This window comes from Flammeovirga kamogawensis (assembly GCF_018736065.1).
GTDB classification, from domain to species: Bacteria; Bacteroidota; Bacteroidia; order Cytophagales; family Flammeovirgaceae; genus Flammeovirga; species Flammeovirga kamogawensis.
Map to the genome: position 1 here is coordinate 1,891,267 of NZ_CP076128.1, position 18,313 is coordinate 1,909,579.

An 18,313-nucleotide genomic window follows, 5' to 3' on the forward strand; every position below is an offset into this window, starting at 1 on the left:
GATTTACTATACCTCTTCTTCTAAAGTTGAAATCATTTCTTTGATTTCTTTCAACTGTTTTCCGTAAATTATATTAATCCCATTTTTTAAAAATTTTGGTGCTACTTTAGTTGTTCCCCAAAATATTAGCGATAACATTACAATTGATATCATTATCCTTTTTAATGAACCTTCCGTTATTTCAAAGAAATCAGTCCAATGTCCCCCTTTATCTTCAACACCAATTTTAAAACCAAAAAAATAGCCTAAAATTAAAGAATAAGGTGCTATTACAAAAATGATTATTTTTATCTGCTGTTCATTACTTTTATAGATGTATTTATCTACTCTTTTTAAGTACTCTAAAGTATTCAAGTTATCAAATGATTTTATTACTTGAAGCCTCCTAACAGAGTCAATAAAATAAAATAAAAATGGTAAAATAAATGCAACATAAACTGTCAAATTACCTTCAAATAAAATAACGCAAACACCTATAATCATACAGATTACTCCTGAAAAAAACCAATCTATCTTTGTTTTAGTTACAATTGTATCAACAATATTCAACGATTTTTTACGGTTCGCTTTTGCCGCTTCATCCACAGGTTTCAAGTTTGGAGTAGATTGATGTCCTGTACTCCAAACATCTTTTAAATCAAACTCTTCCATACTATACTTTCTTTTAATTGTTGTTTTATTCTGTTGATTTTAACACCAACATTACTCATAGAAATACCTATAATTTCTGCTATTTCTTGGTAACTTTTATCTTCTAAATACAAGACGATTATGGCACGATCTGCTTTTTTCAATTGTCTAATTCCCATATATAAGGTATTTAACCTTTCTTGGGCTTCTGTATCTTCTAAATCAGAATGATGATCAAAACTTTCATTAATTTCTACAGTATCTACTTCTCTTTTTTCTGATTTTATAATCGAAAGACAAGTATTTAATGTCACTCTATATACCCATGTAGATAATTTAGATTGATGATTATAGGCTTCTTTTGATTTCCAAAGTTGTAAACACACCTCTTGAAAATAATCATCAAATTCTAATTTTGAATGGGTATAAGCTCGACAAATTTTATAGATAATCGCTTTATTACTTTCGATATATTCCTCGTAAAATTCTATCGACATAAATGATTGGTTTTAGAATAATGCTTATTGAATTACTTATTTCATCGATATAAATTTGTCATCAATAAAAATATAGCAATGGATTTTGAAAGCTCCTCCAAGACGTATTTTAATCGTTTCTCTTTCTCCTTTACTGTTGATTAAATGTCCTGATAAAGCTGACTGATACAGTCCGAATGTACGATCTTGTAATTCATCATTCACAAACAGAAATTCTCCATTAAACCAAGTATTAACAACCTTGATTTCTGAGGTTTGATATGTTATTGTCCATTCACTTTTCATAGTATTAGTTAGTTTGAGATTTTAGTTCTGTATTTAAAAATGACATAAAAATAATTAACCTAGTTTCTATAACACGGTCAAAATTCTTTCTTTCTGATGCCAACGGAGAAATCAGTTTTTCTTGAGATGTAATTTTAACCTGACCGTTATACGATAGCTCAATATCAATAAAAGTATTTGCTGCTAACAATTTCTCATATTTTGATGAAAAAATAAAAGAAGAGCCTGTAAAGAGCAAGCGATAAGAAGTTAAACCATTTGAGTAAATAAGTAAACCGTACTTTTTAGCAATGGTATTCACTAAATCTCTAAATTCTAATACACCCAATGATGAATCAACTATTTCAGACTTTTTTGAATTATAAATAAATGCAGATGAGATATTTTGTAAGATATTCATAATAGTTAGATCAAGTAATTTAAAAGCTGAAGAGTAAGTTGACGTCAAATACTTTTCTTTAAACTGTTTGATTAGTTAATAGACATAACGATGATTTTCTTACAAAAAAGAGAAAATAAAATTCACAGATAATCACAAACATTTAAAAATCAACACATTAAAAACAAAAAAAACCATAACCTTTTACAGTTATGGTTTTCAATATTAATATTCTTTAAAAGTTAATCCCAAAGATATTCTTTCGTATAAGGGCTTCCTCCAGATGTAAAAGGATCTCCATCAGAGAAACGATATTTCTCGTTTAATCTAGAAATTTCTCTCAGATCCCAAGGAGTTAAAGCAATAGATAAAGAATCTAAATTTTGTTTTAATCTCTCTTCATGAACAGATTTAGGGATCGCTACAGTTTCTCTACGGTTGGCCCATGCTAACATTATTTGAGCTGGTGTAGCGTTATGTTTCTCAGCAATTTCAATAAGCAATTCATTCTCTAATAAAACAGGAGGGTGAACTCCATCTTTTACAGCCAAACTATCTTTAGTTCCTAAGGGAGAATAAGCTGTTAAAATTATATTGTGTACATCTGCATATTCCATCATTGTTCTTTGCTGGTTTAACGGATGCATTTCTATCTGATTAATTACAGGCTGGATTCTAGCATTAGTAAGAATTGTTTCTAAATTTCTGATACTAAAATTCGACACTCCTATTGATAACACTTTACCCTCATCAACTAACTTCTCCATAGCACCCCACGTTTCTAAAATTGGAGCCTCTTCTGCAGTAAGAAACTCTTCTCTTTTTTGTGTAAAAGTGATGCCCGGTTTGTAAGCAACAGGCCAATGAATTAGATAAAGGTCTAAATAATTTAATTTAAGATCTTCTAATGTTTTATTTAATGCTTTAGGAACATCTGCCGCTAAATGTGCATCATTCCATAACTTAGAAGTGATAAATAAATCTTCTCTATTTACAATTCCTTCACCTATACATTCTTTAATTGCACTTCCTACTTCTGGTTCATTACCATAAATAGAAGCACAATCAATATGTCTATATCCTAACTGAATAGCTTTTTTTACGGCTTCATAAACTTCACCTGGCTTAGATTTCCAAGTTCCAAGACCAATACTTGGAATTTCTTTACCGTTATTTAATTTTAAAGATTTGCTGCTCATGATTAATAGTTTTACGTGTGGCTTTTCTATGAATATACAATTATACATCCGTTAAAAAAACAGTCTTGAAGATTAATTTCAGAGATTTAAATAATCTTAATTTAGATCCAATAAATAACTGATTGATTGTCAGTAATTCAAAAACCTTATTATATTTACTTCTCTCAAAAAATCTATCAACAGACTTTATTATTAAATATATAGAACTCTATGTCAAATTTAATCATCGAAAATCTAACTAAAACCTATCCTAATGGAGTGAAAGCTCTTGATAACTTATCACTAGAAATTAACAGTGGAATGTTTGGCCTTTTAGGTCCTAATGGTGCAGGTAAATCATCACTAATGCGTACGCTTGCAACATTACAAGTACCAGACAATGGTACTATTACTTTAAATGGAACGGACATTATTAATGAACCAGAACAATTAAGAAGGGTTTTAGGTTATTTACCTCAAGAATTTGGTGTGTACCCCAAAATTACCGCAGAAGATTTACTAGATCATATGGCTATTTTAAAAGGAATAACCAATAAAAAAGAAAGAACTGAAACTGTAAACTACTTACTTCAAAAAGTAAATTTATACGAAAAAAGAAAGAAGGCTGTTAAAAGTTTTTCTGGAGGTATGAAGCAACGTATAGGCATTGCTCAAGCATTAATTGGAGATCCTAAACTAATAATCGTTGATGAGCCTACAGCTGGGTTAGATCCTGGTGAAAGAAATCGTTTTCACAATTTACTTGCTGATGTTGGAGAAAATGTAATTGTTATATTATCAACGCATATTGTTGAAGATGTTCGAGAACTATGTACTGATATGGCAATTATGAACCAAGGTAAAATTATGTACAAAGGTTCTCCTGAAAATGTACTTAGTGAACTAGATGGCCTTGTTTGGCAAAAAACAATTGCAAGAAAAGATATTGACGAGTATGTGAATAATTTTAAGGTTATTTCTAACAAAATGGTTAGTGGTAAAACAGTAATTCATGTTTTAAGTTCAAGTTCTCCAGCTGAAGGTTTTACACAAGTTGAACCAGATTTGGAAGATGTATTTTTCGCTAAAACTTCTGCAAACTTCCTTTCTGAATAAAAACTAACTTATCATGTTTAAAGAATTTTTCTCTCGAGAAGTCAAGACTGCTTTAAAGCAGCCTATGGTTTATATATTTATGCTTCTGATGTTATTATTGGCATTTGGAGCAGTATCAACAGATAGTGTAGTTATTGGGGGGGCCATTGGTAATGTAAAGCGTAATGCTTCAGATATCGTACTTACTTTTTCATTTATCTTATCAATATTTGGCCTTTTAATAGCAACTGCATTTTTTAATAATGCCGCTTTAAGAGATTATAGTAATCATTTCAACGAAATTCTCTTCAGTACACCAATCAAAAAACGTGATTACTTTTTCGGTAGGTTTCTAGGAGCATTACTTTTATCTACTTTACCATTTATAGGTATTTATTTAGGAATTACTTTAGGTACATTTATAGCCCCTCCATTAGATTGGATTGATGCAGAACGTATGGGACCTGTGCCTTTACATGCTTTTATAAATAGCTATATAATGGTTATTATTCCTAATATGTTTTTCTCTGGATCTATCATATTTTTTCTTGCTACTAAATTTAAAAACACTACTGTATCGTTTGTTGGTGCAATGATAATTATAATAGGTTACATAGCCTCTTTAACATTAGCAAGTGATATTGAAAACGAACAAATAGGTGCACTAGTAGATGTATTTGGCATTAACGTCTATGCTATTGAAAGTAAGTACTATACTGCTCTAGAAAAGAATACTTTAGTACCTAGTTTCTATAGTATTTTAGGTCTAAACCGTTTAATATGGGTTGTTCTTGGTTTAATCGTAACTGCAGTTTCATATTCTACTTTTAGTTTTGCAGAAGGAAAAAGTAATGTCAAAAAGGAAAAGAAAGTAAAAAAATCTACCAAAGAATTCCAAAAACCAGCTTCTATTACGAAGTTTTCTCAACATACCGATTGGATTCAATTTAAAAGTTTCATTTCTATCTACTCGAAGACAATAAGGAAAAGTACAACATTCAAAACATTAATTATTTTCAGTGTTTTATTGCTGTGTATGAATTTGTACCAAGGTTACGAATATTTTGGATTACAATCCTACCCTGTGACCTATAAAATAATGGATTCAATTAGTGCAGCATCTCAGCTATTCATTATAATCATTATTGTATTCTATAGTGGAGAATTAATATGGCAAGATAGAGAAGTACATTTAAATGAAGTAATAGATTCGTCTCCACATACTACGTTCTCTTCATTAATAGCTAAGGTATTTTCTATTGGCTATGTACTTACAATATTATATACTGTTCTTCTTTTAATAGGTATTCTTTTTCAGTTACTGAATGGATATACAAATATTAAAATTGATGTATACATCATTGATTTCCTCATTACAATTTTCCCTAGTTTTATTACTACCTCCAGTCTAATGCTATTAATTCATGTATTGGTAAATAACAAATACATTGGTTATGCTGTTTGTGTACTTTTCTTATTTGTAGTAGATATCATTTTAAATGCTTTAGATGTAAGTTCTGTAATGTTATCTTTTGGTAGTTCTATTAATGTTCAGTATTCTGATATGAATAGCTTTGGACCTGGTTTAATTGCTAATTTATGGCTTAATGCATATTGGCTTAGTTTCAGTATTCTATTACTCTTAATTGCAGGATTATTATACAATAGAGGAACAGAACTTTCTTTATTGAAAAGAATTCAAAACGCATCAAAAAATTTAGATGTCAATTATATTGGAGCGCTGTCTTTCTTTTCTGTAATTTGGGCTATTATTGCAGGTGTTATTTACTACAATACTCAAGTATTAAATACTTACGAAACTAGTGACCAAATAGAAGAGAATAGAGCTTATTACGAGAAAGAATTTAAACAATATGAAAACGTTCCTCAGCCTAAGCTTACGGATGTAGTATTTAATGTAAATATCTTTCCAAAAGAACGTAATGTTTATACTGTTTCTAACCTAACTTTCCAAAATAAAACTTCTGTTGCCATAGATACATTATTCTATACCTTAAATGATAAATGGGATACTGAATTTATTATTCCAAATGGAAAAGATGTTTTTTATGATGAACGAACAGGTTTTAAGAAGATCGCATTAAGTAAAAGTTTACAACCAAATGATATTTTAAAAATGACTATTAAGTCTAATTATATCACAAAAGGTTTTGAAAACAGTAGAGGGAATACATCTATAATTGAAAATGGAACCTTTATCAATAATGGAGATATACTTCCAAATTTTGGTTATGTAGCAAATGCTGAACTTAATGATAAATACAAAAGAAAAGAATATGATTTAGCACCAAAAGAAAGAGTTCCTGCCTTAAATGATAATTGTGGTCCCGAATGTGATATCAATTACTTAACCAATGGAACATCTGATTGGGTTAATATTGAAACAAATATTTCTACTTCATCAGACCAAATTGCTATAGCTCCTGGTTCATTAGTGAAAGAATGGAAAAAAGATAATAGAAACTTTTTTACATATAAAGTAGATCATGTTTCTCAAGCATTCGTATCATTTACATCTGCGAGATTCGAAGTAGCTAGAAAAAAATGGAAAGGGATAGATATTGAAATCTATTATGACGCACAACACAGTGTAAATATTGACAAAATGTTATCTGCTGTAGAAAGATCTTTAGATTATTACATTAAAAACTTTGGGCCTTATTATCATAAACAAGCTCGTGTGATAGAATTTCCAAGATATGCTACTTTTGCTCAAGCATTTCCAGGTACCATGCCTTATTCTGAAGCTTTTGGTTTTATTGTAAACCTAGAAGATGAAGAAGGAAATAATGTAATTGATGCTGTAATTGCTCACGAAATGGCACATCAATGGTGGGCACATCAAGAAGTAGGTGCTAATGTTCAAGGTGGTACTATGCTAACGGAAAGCTTTTCTGAGTATGCCGCTTTAATGGTAATGAAACAAACTTCTACTCCTATAAAAATGAAAGAGTTTTTGAAGTATGATTTAAACCTTTACTTAAGAGGTCGTAGTGGAGAAACTAAAAAAGAACTACCATTATATAAAGTAGAAAATCAACAATATATTCATTACGGAAAAGGAAGCGTAATTTTGTATGCTTTGCAAGATTATATTGGAGAAGACAGCGTGAATGCTGCTCTTTCTAGCTTCTTAGAAGAGTTTAGGTATAAAGAACCTCCTTATCCAACTTCTAATGATTTCCTCAGACATTTATCAACTAGAGTACCAGATTCATTAAATTACTTAATTGATGATTGGTTTAAAGAAATTACGTTATACGATTATCGCTTAAAAGAAACTTCTTTAACCGAAGTTGAGGATAGTACTTACAAAGTTCAATTAACAATTGAAGCAAGAAAAATTAAGGCAGATTCTATCGGTAATGAAACTGACGCTCCTTTAAATGAGTGGGTAGATATTGGTTTTTTCTCTGATAACGAAGAAAAAGAACTATTCCATACAGAACGTATAAATATTGATCAAAAATCTGGTGTCTATGAATTTACTTTAGACCAATTACCTGTAAAAGCAGGAGTTGACCCTAAGCGTCTACTAATTGAAAGAGTTTATGATGATAATATCAAAAAAATAGACAAATAGAATATTTGAAGGGAATAATTGAGATTATCTAAGAGAGAATAATCTAATAACGAAAAAAGTGAATGTTTTACTCTAATTTAGTGTAATCATTCACTTTTTTATATTTCAATTTCATGAAAATAACAGCTCTAATCTTTTCTTTATTATTTTTTGCACTTCCTAGTTATGCTCAAGAAGAAGAGCATAGTACAAAAAAGGTCCATGGAAGAGAAGAGGCTCACGGTAAATTAAAACACCATAGAATAGCTCTTATTTGGGCACATGGTTATGTACCGAAAGCAATCGACAATAAAGACCAAACAGTAATAATACCTGTAATTGGTTTAGATTATGAATATTGGTTCTCTCATAAATTTGCAGTAGGTATTTCTAATGATATTGAATTGACCAATTATGTTATTGAAAATCATGATGGTGAAGAATTAGAAAGAGAATATAGCTATGTTGGTGCTGTAATGGGTATTTTTGAGGTAGCTCCTTTATGGGTAGTGGCTGTTGGCCCTGGTGTTGAAATTGAAAAAAATCAGAATTTCTTTGTCGCTAAACTCAATATAGAAAGAGAATTTCCTATTGCTGGTGTAGGTTGGGATGTTACTCCTATGTTTAGTTATGAACTTAAAACAAGTAGCGGTCATGGAATTTATGACGCCTTCAATCTAGGCATTGGAATTGGTAAAAGATTCTAATTTTTGCACTACGAATTATATATAAAAAGGTGATCAATTTTATTAATTAATCACCTTTTTATTGTTTCTTAATTGCTTTAATTTAGAAGTTTACTTGCATCTGTAATCTTAGTAAATTTCCAGCTTGATCGTTATAAGGATTTTGAGAATCAACATAAGTTCTATTTGCGATTGTATACATTGCTACAAATTCAAATGCTCTATTTGGTTGCCACTCTACACCTATCTCAACATCATTTACATTATAACTTCTTGCATCTAATTCAAATTTCTTCCCTCCATCATAATAAATGTACCTAACAAATGGGAAAAATTGATGATGCGTATAATCTATTTTTGCGTACAACATTGCATAACCACCATGTAACTCTTTAGTTTTTACCATATTGGTTGGCACATCATATTCAGGTCCTTTACCATAATTATATTCTGCCTGAAAACCAATTGGCTGAGGATACCAAACAAACGTTGCTCCTAATCTAGCATCATCAAAATTTTGACCTGCTGCATATACAATTTCTTTCTCTCCATTACCGTTTGTAATCTCTGCTTCTAATCCTTCAGAGGTATTAGGTAAAACATATTGCCCTGTATAACCATGAATAGATAATTCCATTATTTGGTCGTTGGCAAACTGAAAAGGCCATGAAGCTCTAGCTACAACATGTAAATTTTCATTTAAATCTGATGTGTTTATACCTTGTCCGTTATATGCACCTAAAGCAAACGTACCATAATTCCCACTATGCTTTAAATTATTTCTTTTCATGTACTCATATATCTTTCTCACCTTTTGAGGCGTATGATACATTACTGCCATTAAATCACGTTCGTTAGGTAAAGCAGAGTTTATAGCATCTGTACGATCTAGAGGGATACGGAATTGAGAAGATTGCATATTTTCGAAGCCAAAAGGAACTTTACTCTGCCCAACTCTTAACCAAGTAGATTTATGATGATCGAAATATAAATCCATATAAGCATCTCTTAAAGTAGGCGAGCCTGCAAAATCTGCTTGCATATACACATAAACATTGTCAAGTAGCCAACCACTTACTTTTAAACGTACTCTTCGGAGAGAGATACCTTTATCAGCTCCCCAGTTTTTATCCATTTGTGGAACTTCTAAATCGGGGTTAGTTTCGAATAAGCCATTATATCTCGCTTGAATATAACCACTTACTTTAATTCTATCGGTCCAACTTTTAGGTAAAGATTTTTGTATTAACCCCTCACCATCTTGCTCAGGCTTAAATCCAAGTGAATCTATTTTAATTTCTTCAAAACTATCTTGTGCATGCACACTTACAGAAAATAAAAGTGTTACTAATAATAGTTTAACTGACAGTCTAACTGTACGTTCCATTTTAATTAAATATAGTCGTATATGATAATATGTTTGCAATGTTAGAGGTTTTATCAAAAAATAGTTTCATCAAAATAATAAGTTAACATAGAGTTAATATTACAGATAAATTATATTCACATTGATCTATAAATAACACATCAATGTTACAAGAGTATTTAATCCAAGAACGCACTTATCTATTTAAGTAAGGGATTAGCAGCAGATCTTTTATAAAAAAAACCTTAAATCACAAGTTAGTTATATAAACACAAATATTGTATTACATTTATATCAACCACAATTAAAGAGTATTTATATTTAGATAATATATTATTAACATTTGATTAAAATAATATATCATTTTTATTATTTAATGTAAATTTAAAATTAACACATGAAGAAAACTCAAGTTTAAATCAAATAACGAAACACTAATGAAACACTAGACTTCAACATGAATAAATTATAAACTAAGAATTATGCTTATTATCCTTAATGAGAAGTGTATAACCTTACATATACATAAAAAAAGAGGTTATCATTATTTTACTAATGATAACCTCCACCTGATGTCTATATTCTATAATTAGAGCTACTAATTATGCTTTTACTTCTACTCTAGGAGCACCTTGTAAGATCGCTTTGTCTTCTAGTCCTTCTTCAAATTTCTTGAAGTTTTCAACAAACTTGTTCGCTAATTTAGCAGCAGTTTCATCGTATCCTTCAAAACCTCCTGCTTTCCAAGATGCTTTTGCATCTAAAGCTTCAGTAGGTACACCTTCAACCTGAGTTGGAACTTGAACACCAAATACTGGGTGTTCTACAAACTCAACATTATCTAACTTTCCTTCTAAAGCTGCTGTAATCATTGCTCTAGTATACTTCAATTTAGTTCTACCAACTTTATCAGAAGGGCCATTAGACCAACCTGTATTGATTAACCAAATATTAGTGTTATGCTCCGTCATTTTTTCACCTAGTTTCATTGCATAAACTGATGGATGAAGAGGCATGAAAGGAGCTCCAAAACAAGCAGAGAATGTAGGAGTTGGCTCTGTAATACCAGCCTCAGTACCTGCTACTTTTGCTGTGTAACCAGACATAAAGTGATACATTGCTTGCTCCTTAGTTAACTTAGAGATGGCCGGTAATACACCGTATGCATCACAAGTTAAGAAGAAAATATTACGAGGGTGAGTTTCTGATACAGATGGAATCTTAGCATTTTCGATATGATCGATTGGATAAGATACACGAGTGTTCTCTGTTACAGTCACGTTTGCGTAGTCAACTACTGCAGTTCCAGGGAAGAAACGAGTATTTTCTAATGTTGCACCAAACTTAATAGCATCCCAAATTTCTGGCTCATTCTCTCTTGATAAGTCAATTGTTTTTGCATAACAACCACCTTCAAAGTTATAAATACCATTATCTGACCAACCGTGTTCGTCATCACCAATTAGATTTCTCTTAGGATCTGCAGATAAAGTTGTTTTACCAGTACCTGATAAGCCAAAGAATACAGCAGAATCTCCATCTACTCCTTCGTTAGCAGAACAGTGCATTGGTAGAACGTTTTGATCTACTAATAACGCGTTAAGTACAGAGAAAATACCTTTTTTAATTTCACCAGTGTAACGAGATCCACCTACTAAAGCGGCTTTTTCTCCAAAATTTAATATTGAGAAGTTCCCCTGACGTGTTCCATCAATTTCTGGATTAGCGTTGTATTCAGGAGCTTGTAAAACTACATAGTCAGGCTCTCCAAATACAGCCAATTCTTCTGCTGTTGGTACAATAAACATGTTGTTCACAAAGTGTGATACAGATGCTAAAGGAGTTACAACTCTTACTTTAATACGGTAAGCAGGATCTGCTCCAGCGTATACATTATTTACATATAATTTTTGGTTGTCTAATAAGTAATCTACCATCTTATTAGCTAACCCGTTGAATTTGTCTTGTGGAAATGGCTTATTGATGTTACCCCACCATACTTTGTCGGTAGTGTACTCATCTTTTACGATAAAACGGTCTTGAGGAGAACGACCAGTGAACTTACCTGTATCGCACATGATAGCACCTGTCGAGTTTAATACACCCTCACCGTTGTTAATTGCTTCTGCTACTAGCTCAGCAACTGATAAATCTTTGTTTACTCTTTTTGATTGTGATAAAAGTTTACCCGCTAATTTGTGTGTTTCTGTCATCATTGTGTTGTTTTAATTGCTTTTACATTATGTGTTTATTGGAATAATACAATAAAATACAAGTGTACCCTACAGTAATTCAATAGTAATTAATGTCCGTTTATTGGTTGTGTTGTTGGCCATTGATTACGTTACAATAGTACGTGTATTTTAAAAGTGTCTAAATGACTTTTGTCAACAAGTTTTAAAAACTATATCACCATTAGTCAATGACTTTAAATGCTTGGACATTAAAACATTGAAATACAAATAGTTAACTTTTATTTGATTAATAATAATTATTGAGATATTTAAATTACGACTATATTTTTACTAAATATTTAACTATAAAATTTGAATTGATCTTCAAATGTAAAAACTACGTTTATAAATACAAAAGAAAAAATAGAAAAATAATCAATACTCTTCAAAAAAGTCAATTTTTAATCTTATTAAATAATAAATATCATTATTAGGAGGTGATTTTGATTTAATAGTGACAGATACAAATAATTTCTCTTAAAAATTTAAATGAATGCCTTAAATAGTAGATATTGAAGGTGTATTCATAAAAGGCATATCAACATAAATATATATAATGCATAGTAATCTAGATATAAACGTAAGTTCTGAAGTAGGTACACTTAGAAGATTAATAATTCATAGTCCTGATGAGGGTATTGGTAAAGTTATTCCTACTAAGGCACAAGAATGGTTATTTGAAGATATTATTCATTTAGAAACCATGCGTAAAAAAGAATATGATTTATATCTTAAGATCTTGTTATATTTTTTAGATTATGAAAAAATACATTCTCAAATTCATCAAATAGATCAACCAAGTGCCGAAAGACATTTCTATAAACCAGATAAAAAGAAGTACTTTAATTCGGATAAAGTAATAGAGCCGCAAGCATTATTAGCTTCAATTTTAGAAAACTCCAATCTAAAATTAAGAATGATTGCTTCTGTTTGTGCTCACGAAGGAACATCGTATCTACTACAAGATGAATTAATGGAGCTAGAACCTTCTGTATTGGCTCGAACAATGATTTCTGGAATATTACCTGACAAAAGAATGATCTTCCCTCCTATACCAAACCTTATCTTTACAAGGGATATTGGTATTACTGTGAATGATCATATATTACTGAATAAGCCGAAGAAGAAAGCTAGAACAAGGGAATCGATTTTAATGAAGTACATCTTCTTTAATCATCCTATGTTTAAAGACTACACAGATAAAATTATTGAGATCACTGACCCTGAAGATTTCTTCTTGTTAGATGAAGAAGAACAGAATAAAAAAATAGTCACTCTAGAAGGCGGAGATGTAATGACTGTTGCACCTAATCACCTCTTGGTTGGTGTAAGTGAGAGAACTTCTATACATGCTGCTAGTAAAGTTGTACATGAAATGCACAGAAGAGATATTGTGGAGAAAGTAACTATTGTTAAAATTCCGGCAAAAAGAGCTTACATGCATATTGACACTACTTTTACTCAAGTAAAAAGAAACTTATGGGTATTGTTTGGTTCTTTCTCTAAAGAAGGTCTTAAAAAAGAAAAAGGAGATTTCATTTCTTCACTTGGTGGGCAAAAAAGTGAAAACGAATTAGAAATTTTACAATATGTAAAAGGCCAGAGTTATGACAATCCTATTAAATTTGATTACTTAGAAGATCTATTAAATGATATCAGTCTTAACGACCTTCATTCTACCACCCCTACTCGTTTTATTTATTCTGGTGATAATCAGTTCCCATTTGGTAGACGAGAGCAATGGACGGACTCATGTAATGTACTTGCACTAAAAGAAGGTGTAGTGATTGGTTACGATAGAAACGATAAAACTGCAGAGGGCTTTAAAAAGCAAGGTATTGATATTATTAAAGCTGAAGACCTTCTTAATGCGTTTAAGAATGAAGAAAAATTACCTGCTGATATTAAAGACACATTGATTTTGCTTCCATCTGCAGAATTATCTAGAGCCAGAGGTGGATCACATTGTATGAGTATGCCTATTAAGAGAGACCCTATTTATTAGGGGCTTTCAATTCTTTCAGTAGATAAAAAATATTTACAATAGCAATAAAGCCATTTGATATAACCACAGGCCAAGCATCTAATAAATAGCCATATAACACGAAAGTAAAACAGCCTAATGTATTTACTAATCGTAATTTATTTACATTCTTAAGAGAGAATGAAATCATTAAAAGGGCCGATGCTAAGTAGCCTATATATTCAGTATTAATTTCCATTTCTTAAAATTTAGTTAGAATTATAATTTAGATAACAAACATGAAAAACTTAAAATTATTAATCTCAATTATCGGTATTTTCATATCAATTAATGCATATTCACAAACTGAAGTATATGATCCGAGTGCTGATGCTAAAGCAGCTATTAAAGAAGCTGTATCCTTAGCAAAAAAGTCAAATAAACATGTTTTCGTAAAGGTTGGTGGTAATTGGTGTGGCTGGTGTAAGCTATATGCAAAATTTACACATCAAGACGAGGAAATTATGAAAGTGATGAACGATAATTACGTTACTGTTCTTGTAAACTGGAGTAAAGAAAACAAAAATGAAGAAACCATGGAATACTTAGGAAACCCTCAACGCTTTGGTTTTCCTGTATTTGTTATCTTAGATAGTAGTGGTAAAGTAATTCATATCCAAAATTCCGGCAATCTTGAAAGTGGAAAAGGCTATGATAAAAATAAGGTGATGCAATTTATTAACGGCTGGACTCCTACCGCTGTAAACCCTGCCACTTATAAATAGTATGAAAAGAATTTTACAGTTTTTACTGCCATTTACTTTATTATTTTTAATAGCAATTTTTATCAACGCTTGCCAACCAATCGAATCATACCCTCTAAAAACCGGTTATATGGAATTTAATTGGGATGGATGTAATACATTAACGGCAAAAGTAACTGTACTTGATAGGTACCCTATGGAACCTCCTATATACGGGGCTACAAAATTGTTTACAAGAGCAAGTGACACAGTAATGGTAAGTAAAATTGAATTTAAATATAGAGGTACTTGTACGATAGAACCTTATAAAAACCCAGAGACATTTCCTTATGCTAGTGTTAAACAGACATTCACTGTAAACAGCAATTCAATATCTCATCCACAATTATGGGATACTTTCGATCCTAATAATTAAAGGTGTTCTAGAATAAAATTAAATCGTTTCAGACCTAACAACTATATTAATATTTAGTTGTTAGGTTTTTTATTTCTTATATACTTTCACCAAAAGTCAAAAGGTTACTATCAGGATCTAAAATAGCAAATTCTTTTTGTCCCCAAGGTTTTATCTCTAATAATCCATTAGGATGAATAGGCGTATTTTGGTCTATTAATAATTGATAAAAACCATCAATATCATCAACCCTAATATAAACTTGCCCATAATTCTCTTTTGGTTCCAATTCTATAAATTCAAAAAAATGAATTTCAATTTGATCCTTCTCAATCATCAAGTATCCTTGATAATCAATTGTACCTAATTCCTTAAATCCTAGTTTATCTATATAGAATGACTTTGTACTTTCTTTATCACGCATTGGTAATTTGGGAATACTACTTTTAAGCATAGTTTATATTTTTTATAATAAGTCTTCCAACTCTAAATTTCACTAATAACAATGAACTTAAAATTGAAGATACAGTAGATAACAATCTACACAAGTTAAATTAATTGTAAATTATACAAGTATTTAAATTATTTAAACAACTGTTAATTGACGGTTTTATCACTTTAATTTTAAGTTTTTTTTTATAAGTTGCTTTTTCAAAACAAGTGAACTACAACAAATTAACTTATTCAAGAAAGTGTTAACTAAATATTTTTATCCATTTCTATCAATCCTTTGCTTACTTTCTTTCGATACACTTGCTGTTGAAGGAGAAGATAAGAAAAAAGGACATGACAAAAGCGTTATTGAAGGAGAGCATCATGAAAATCACTTCGAAGTAGAAGTCTCTTATAACAGTGCTGCTCACTTTGAATTCACGAGTTCTGTATACTTTGCTCACTTAACTAAGTTCCAAGGTACAGTAGAATTTACGGGACACCATTTTGCTGGATGTTTTGTAAGAGAGATTCCATTAGGACACTCAAAATTTGGAACATTTGTAGGATTAGGTTCTACATTTGGTTTTGAAAAAGAAGACGAACATTCTACTTCTTCCGCACCACATGTAGAAGAGGTTGCTACGCATTCTAAAGATTGGGAAGGAAGCATTATTTTCCAATCAGGTATGGCTTATTCTGTTGATAAACATTGGAGTACTGGCTTTACATTATCTCCAGGTGTTGACATAGAAACACGTAAACCGAACTTTGGAATGACACTTGATTTGGTTTTTGGGTTTTAAAAAATCATAAAATACTTAATTAAATCAAACGTTTAGTTCGAAATTAAACATAATAGATATACTTGCGTAAAAGTAGATAACAAAATACAAAAGCTATTTAATCAGAATCTACAATCACTCACAGTATCAATTATGTTATATATTCTAAATACACGTTTCTTATTTACTTTAGGCTTAGTAGGGTTATCTTCTTTATTGTTTGCACAAGAAGATACTCATGTTTATGTAGAAGGAGATAAAGATTTTACAAAAGATGACCATGCTACTGAAATTCATACAGAAACAAATTCAGAAGTTGAGCATGCTGAAATTCATAAAGAAGAGGAGCATCATCATAAATATGAGTTAGAAATCTCTTATAATAATAGTGGTCATTACGAATTTACCGGATCTATATATTTTGCTCACCTCACAAAATTTCAAGGTACAGTAGAATTTACAGGTAAACATTTTGCAAGTGTTATTGTTAGAGAAATCCCAATTGGCCACTCAAGATGGGGTACTTTTGTTGGAGTTGGTGGTACTTTTGGTTTTCATGATCATGAAGTTCCTACAGATGAATATTTTGATTTTGAGCCTGAAGAAGCGCCTCATCCAGATGACTATAGTACTTCTGACATGGATCAATCTCATAGAGAATGGGGAGGTTCTGTTATTGTTCAAACTGGTATAGCTTACTCTCTTAATAGCCATTGGAGTACAGGTTTTACTTTATCACCTGGTATTGATGTCCAATCTGGAGAGCCTACATTTGGAGCTACTGTAGACGTTGTTTTTGGTTTCTAAATTGCATAAAATAGTACTTAAACTAAATAAAGTAATTAGTTTATTAAATGATAGCTGAATAATAAGTTTATTCATTGCACAAAAAAAGGATTGATTTCTATTAAAATCAATCCTTTTTTTGTTTTGCAGTTCTATTTTCTAGTTACTTGCTTCAGTAAGATCGCTAGCTAATTGCTCTTCTTGTCTTAATCTGCATTTATACATTTCACCCGATGTATTTAAATAAGAGACATGTACTAAAACATCTCCGTTTATTTTAAAATAAACATTGGTCATTTGATTTGTAATAATCGTTTCATACAATTCTACAGTTCTAATACCTGATTTAAATTGTGCTACAAGGTCTTCTGATTCTGTATGATATAGAAAAATACTCTTCTTGTCTTTAAAGAGACCTACGTAATCTTCTAGCAGGAGTTCTGCTCCTTTTCCAGAAAAAACATTTCCTTTTATTTCATTTAAGTGGGTTTCTGTAATTTTTTCTACTTCTACAGCATAAGCACTATTAGAGTATGCGAAAAGGAAAGCTACAGTAATTAAACTAGCTACAGTTTTCATGATTTTAAGCTTGTTAGGTAAAGATATTATTAAGTTTATACTATTAAGTGCAAAAGGGTAAACAAACACCTAATTTTCTTTCTCATTTATAATAAATGCAACCTACAATAGCCTAATCTATTTTGTTTCAAAAAACTGTTATCATACTTAAACATTAATTTACATTAACGTATTAAGTGCCTATTTAATTTTTTCTTTTAATCTTTCTACAACGTGAAATACCGCAGGACAAGTAATTGTATTTCTTGCATGTAATGCAGGACGTTGGTTAAAACCTTTATTTTGGGTTAATGGATATTCTTTACATGCTTTTGGTCGTACATCGTAAATAGAACACTCATTATTATCTTCTAAGAAAGGACATGGTTGACGGTTCATTACATAATCACCATCACTATCCACACTCATATATTCTGATAGTACCTCTGTTTCTTTTATTCGTAAGTGTTTTGCAATTCTACGTACATCAGTAGCAGTAACTACTGGACTAATTGTTTTACAACAGTTTGCACACGATAGACAATCAAATGTTTCAAATACTTTTTCGTCTGTATCGTTAACAATTTGATCAATCAGTTTTCCTTTTTTTGTTTTCTTCAAACGCTTTAGAAAAACCTCTGTCTCCTTTAATTTTAATTTGGCATTTAATTGCCAATCTTCGTAGATATCCATCATTC

General features: G+C 30.9%; 19 protein-coding genes. 8 read left to right on the forward strand and 11 right to left on the reverse strand.

Features of this window, described 5'->3' with window-relative positions:
• Positions 1-6: 6 nt before the first annotated feature.
• The 5 genes from KM029_RS07415 to KM029_RS07435 all read right to left on the reverse strand — a co-directional run bounded on the left by KM029_RS07415 (position 7) and on the right by KM029_RS07435 (position 2,990).
• Positions 7-651 carry a hypothetical protein gene (locus KM029_RS07415; protein ID WP_144072671.1) on the reverse strand — a complete coding sequence of 215 codons (645 nt, stop codon included), beginning with the start codon at positions 649-651 and terminating at the stop codon, positions 7-9.
• Positions 633-1,127 carry an RNA polymerase sigma factor gene (locus KM029_RS07420; protein ID WP_144072672.1) on the reverse strand — a complete coding sequence of 165 codons (495 nt, stop codon included), beginning with the start codon at positions 1,125-1,127 and terminating at the stop codon, positions 633-635. Before KM029_RS07420 ends, KM029_RS07415 begins: the two co-directional genes overlap by 19 nt.
• Before the next feature lie 36 nt (positions 1,128-1,163).
• On the reverse strand, positions 1,164-1,412 hold the full coding sequence (locus tag KM029_RS07425) for a hypothetical protein (protein WP_144072673.1): 249 nt from the start codon (positions 1,410-1,412) through the stop codon (positions 1,164-1,166).
• A 4-nt stretch (positions 1,413-1,416) separates the two neighbouring features.
• Positions 1,417-1,812, reverse strand: a complete 396-nt coding sequence (locus tag KM029_RS07430) for a hypothetical protein (protein ID WP_144072674.1) — start codon at positions 1,810-1,812, stop codon at positions 1,417-1,419.
• 221 nt (positions 1,813-2,033) lie between these two features.
• Positions 2,034-2,990: an aldo/keto reductase gene (locus tag KM029_RS07435; protein ID WP_144072675.1), complete on the reverse strand. Its 957-nt coding sequence runs from the start codon at positions 2,988-2,990 to the stop codon at positions 2,034-2,036.
• A gap of 210 nt (positions 2,991-3,200) precedes the next feature.
• Here KM029_RS07435 and KM029_RS07440 point away from each other — a divergent pair, with 210 nt between their 5' ends.
• The 3 genes from KM029_RS07440 (at position 3,201) to KM029_RS07450 (ending at position 8,354) form a co-directional block, all read left to right on the forward strand.
• Positions 3,201-4,085 (forward strand): ABC transporter ATP-binding protein, encoded by an 885-nt coding sequence (locus KM029_RS07440; protein ID WP_144072676.1) that lies wholly within the window; start codon positions 3,201-3,203, stop codon positions 4,083-4,085.
• 13 nt (positions 4,086-4,098) lie between these two features.
• A complete protein-coding gene (locus KM029_RS07445) occupies positions 4,099-7,668 on the forward strand; it encodes an ABC transporter permease/M1 family aminopeptidase (RefSeq protein WP_184679423.1) in 3,570 nt (1,189 codons plus the stop codon).
• A 113-nt stretch (positions 7,669-7,781) separates the two neighbouring features.
• Entirely contained in the window at positions 7,782-8,354 is a 573-nt protein-coding gene (locus tag KM029_RS07450; RefSeq protein WP_144072677.1) for a hypothetical protein, read from the forward strand.
• An 82-nt stretch (positions 8,355-8,436) separates the two neighbouring features.
• Here the strand turns inward: KM029_RS07450 and KM029_RS07455 are convergent, their stop codons facing one another.
• Together KM029_RS07455 and pckA are read right to left on the reverse strand one after the other, a co-directional pair.
• Positions 8,437-9,720 (reverse strand): porin, encoded by a 1,284-nt coding sequence (locus tag KM029_RS07455; protein ID WP_144072678.1) that lies wholly within the window; start codon positions 9,718-9,720, stop codon positions 8,437-8,439.
• 581 nt (positions 9,721-10,301) lie between these two features.
• On the reverse strand, positions 10,302-11,912 hold the full coding sequence (gene pckA, locus KM029_RS07460) for a phosphoenolpyruvate carboxykinase (ATP) (RefSeq protein WP_240050281.1): 1,611 nt from the start codon (positions 11,910-11,912) through the stop codon (positions 10,302-10,304).
• A gap of 577 nt (positions 11,913-12,489) precedes the next feature.
• On the opposite strand from pckA, the gene KM029_RS07465 reads away from it, so the two are divergent.
• Positions 12,490-13,938, forward strand: coding sequence for an arginine deiminase family protein (locus KM029_RS07465; protein ID WP_144072680.1), 1,449 nt, complete (start codon positions 12,490-12,492; stop codon positions 13,936-13,938).
• Here KM029_RS07465 and KM029_RS07470 read toward each other — a convergent pair.
• On the reverse strand, positions 13,928-14,155 hold the full coding sequence (locus KM029_RS07470) for a YgjV family protein (protein WP_184679424.1): 228 nt from the start codon (positions 14,153-14,155) through the stop codon (positions 13,928-13,930). The genes KM029_RS07465 and KM029_RS07470 overlap by 11 nt on opposite strands.
• A 40-nt stretch (positions 14,156-14,195) precedes the next feature.
• Here KM029_RS07470 and KM029_RS07475 point away from each other — a divergent pair, with 40 nt between their 5' ends.
• Positions 14,196-14,681, forward strand: coding sequence for a thioredoxin family protein (locus KM029_RS07475; protein ID WP_144072681.1), 486 nt, complete (start codon positions 14,196-14,198; stop codon positions 14,679-14,681).
• Between the two features lies 1 nt (position 14,682).
• The gene (locus KM029_RS07480) at positions 14,683-15,075 is read left to right on the forward strand and encodes a hypothetical protein (RefSeq protein WP_144072682.1); all 393 of its coding nucleotides are present in this window, start codon (positions 14,683-14,685) and stop codon (positions 15,073-15,075) included.
• Positions 15,076-15,151: 76 nt separating this feature from the next.
• Here KM029_RS07480 and KM029_RS07485 read toward each other — a convergent pair whose 3' ends face one another.
• Positions 15,152-15,508 (reverse strand): bleomycin resistance protein, encoded by a 357-nt coding sequence (locus KM029_RS07485; RefSeq protein ID WP_144072683.1) that lies wholly within the window; start codon positions 15,506-15,508, stop codon positions 15,152-15,154.
• A gap of 238 nt (positions 15,509-15,746) precedes the next feature.
• Between KM029_RS07485 and KM029_RS07490 the strand changes: the two genes are divergently transcribed.
• Together KM029_RS07490 and KM029_RS07495 are read left to right on the forward strand one after the other, a co-directional pair.
• Positions 15,747-16,292 carry a hypothetical protein gene (locus KM029_RS07490; protein ID WP_144072684.1) on the forward strand — a complete coding sequence of 182 codons (546 nt, stop codon included), beginning with the start codon at positions 15,747-15,749 and terminating at the stop codon, positions 16,290-16,292.
• A gap of 132 nt (positions 16,293-16,424) precedes the next feature.
• Positions 16,425-17,078 carry a hypothetical protein gene (locus KM029_RS07495; protein WP_144072685.1) on the forward strand — a complete coding sequence of 218 codons (654 nt, stop codon included), beginning with the start codon at positions 16,425-16,427 and terminating at the stop codon, positions 17,076-17,078.
• 138 nt (positions 17,079-17,216) lie between these two features.
• Here the strand turns inward: KM029_RS07495 and KM029_RS07500 are convergent, their stop codons facing one another.
• Together KM029_RS07500 and KM029_RS07505 are read right to left on the reverse strand one after the other, a co-directional pair.
• Positions 17,217-17,636, reverse strand: coding sequence for a hypothetical protein (locus tag KM029_RS07500; RefSeq protein ID WP_144072686.1), 420 nt, complete (start codon positions 17,634-17,636; stop codon positions 17,217-17,219).
• A 180-nt stretch (positions 17,637-17,816) separates the two neighbouring features.
• Positions 17,817-18,311, reverse strand: coding sequence for a YkgJ family cysteine cluster protein (locus KM029_RS07505; protein ID WP_144072687.1), 495 nt, complete (start codon positions 18,309-18,311; stop codon positions 17,817-17,819).
• Positions 18,312-18,313 lie beyond the last annotated feature (2 nt).

Bases quoted from the DNA above. Each gene is read 5' to 3' on its own strand.
- KM029_RS07415 (WP_144072671.1), bottom strand. From the start codon at position 651: ATGGAAGAGTTTGATTTAAAAGATGTTTGGAGTACAGGACATCAATCT.
- KM029_RS07420 (WP_144072672.1), bottom strand. From the start codon at position 1,127: ATGTCGATAGAATTTTACGAGGAATATATCGAAAGTAATAAAGCGATT.
- KM029_RS07425 (WP_144072673.1), bottom strand. From the start codon at position 1,412: ATGAAAAGTGAATGGACAATAACATATCAAACCTCAGAAATCAAGGTT.
- KM029_RS07430 (WP_144072674.1), bottom strand. From the start codon at position 1,812: ATGAATATCTTACAAAATATCTCATCTGCATTTATTTATAATTCAAAA.
- KM029_RS07435 (WP_144072675.1), bottom strand. From the start codon at position 2,990: ATGAGCAGCAAATCTTTAAAATTAAATAACGGTAAAGAAATTCCAAGT.
- KM029_RS07440 (WP_144072676.1), top strand. From the start codon at position 3,201: ATGTCAAATTTAATCATCGAAAATCTAACTAAAACCTATCCTAATGGA.
- KM029_RS07445 (WP_184679423.1), top strand. From the start codon at position 4,099: ATGTTTAAAGAATTTTTCTCTCGAGAAGTCAAGACTGCTTTAAAGCAG.
- KM029_RS07450 (WP_144072677.1), top strand. From the start codon at position 7,782: ATGAAAATAACAGCTCTAATCTTTTCTTTATTATTTTTTGCACTTCCT.
- KM029_RS07455 (WP_144072678.1), bottom strand. From the start codon at position 9,720: ATGGAACGTACAGTTAGACTGTCAGTTAAACTATTATTAGTAACACTT.
- pckA (WP_240050281.1), bottom strand. From the start codon at position 11,912: ATGACAGAAACACACAAATTAGCGGGTAAACTTTTATCACAATCAAAA.
- KM029_RS07465 (WP_144072680.1), top strand. From the start codon at position 12,490: ATGCATAGTAATCTAGATATAAACGTAAGTTCTGAAGTAGGTACACTT.
- KM029_RS07470 (WP_184679424.1), bottom strand. From the start codon at position 14,155: ATGGAAATTAATACTGAATATATAGGCTACTTAGCATCGGCCCTTTTA.
- KM029_RS07475 (WP_144072681.1), top strand. From the start codon at position 14,196: ATGAAAAACTTAAAATTATTAATCTCAATTATCGGTATTTTCATATCA.
- KM029_RS07480 (WP_144072682.1), top strand. From the start codon at position 14,683: ATGAAAAGAATTTTACAGTTTTTACTGCCATTTACTTTATTATTTTTA.
- KM029_RS07485 (WP_144072683.1), bottom strand. From the start codon at position 15,508: ATGCTTAAAAGTAGTATTCCCAAATTACCAATGCGTGATAAAGAAAGT.
- KM029_RS07495 (WP_144072685.1), top strand. From the start codon at position 16,425: ATGTTATATATTCTAAATACACGTTTCTTATTTACTTTAGGCTTAGTA.
- KM029_RS07500 (WP_144072686.1), bottom strand. From the start codon at position 17,636: ATGAAAACTGTAGCTAGTTTAATTACTGTAGCTTTCCTTTTCGCATAC.
- KM029_RS07505 (WP_144072687.1), bottom strand. From the start codon at position 18,311: ATGATGGATATCTACGAAGATTGGCAATTAAATGCCAAATTAAAATTA.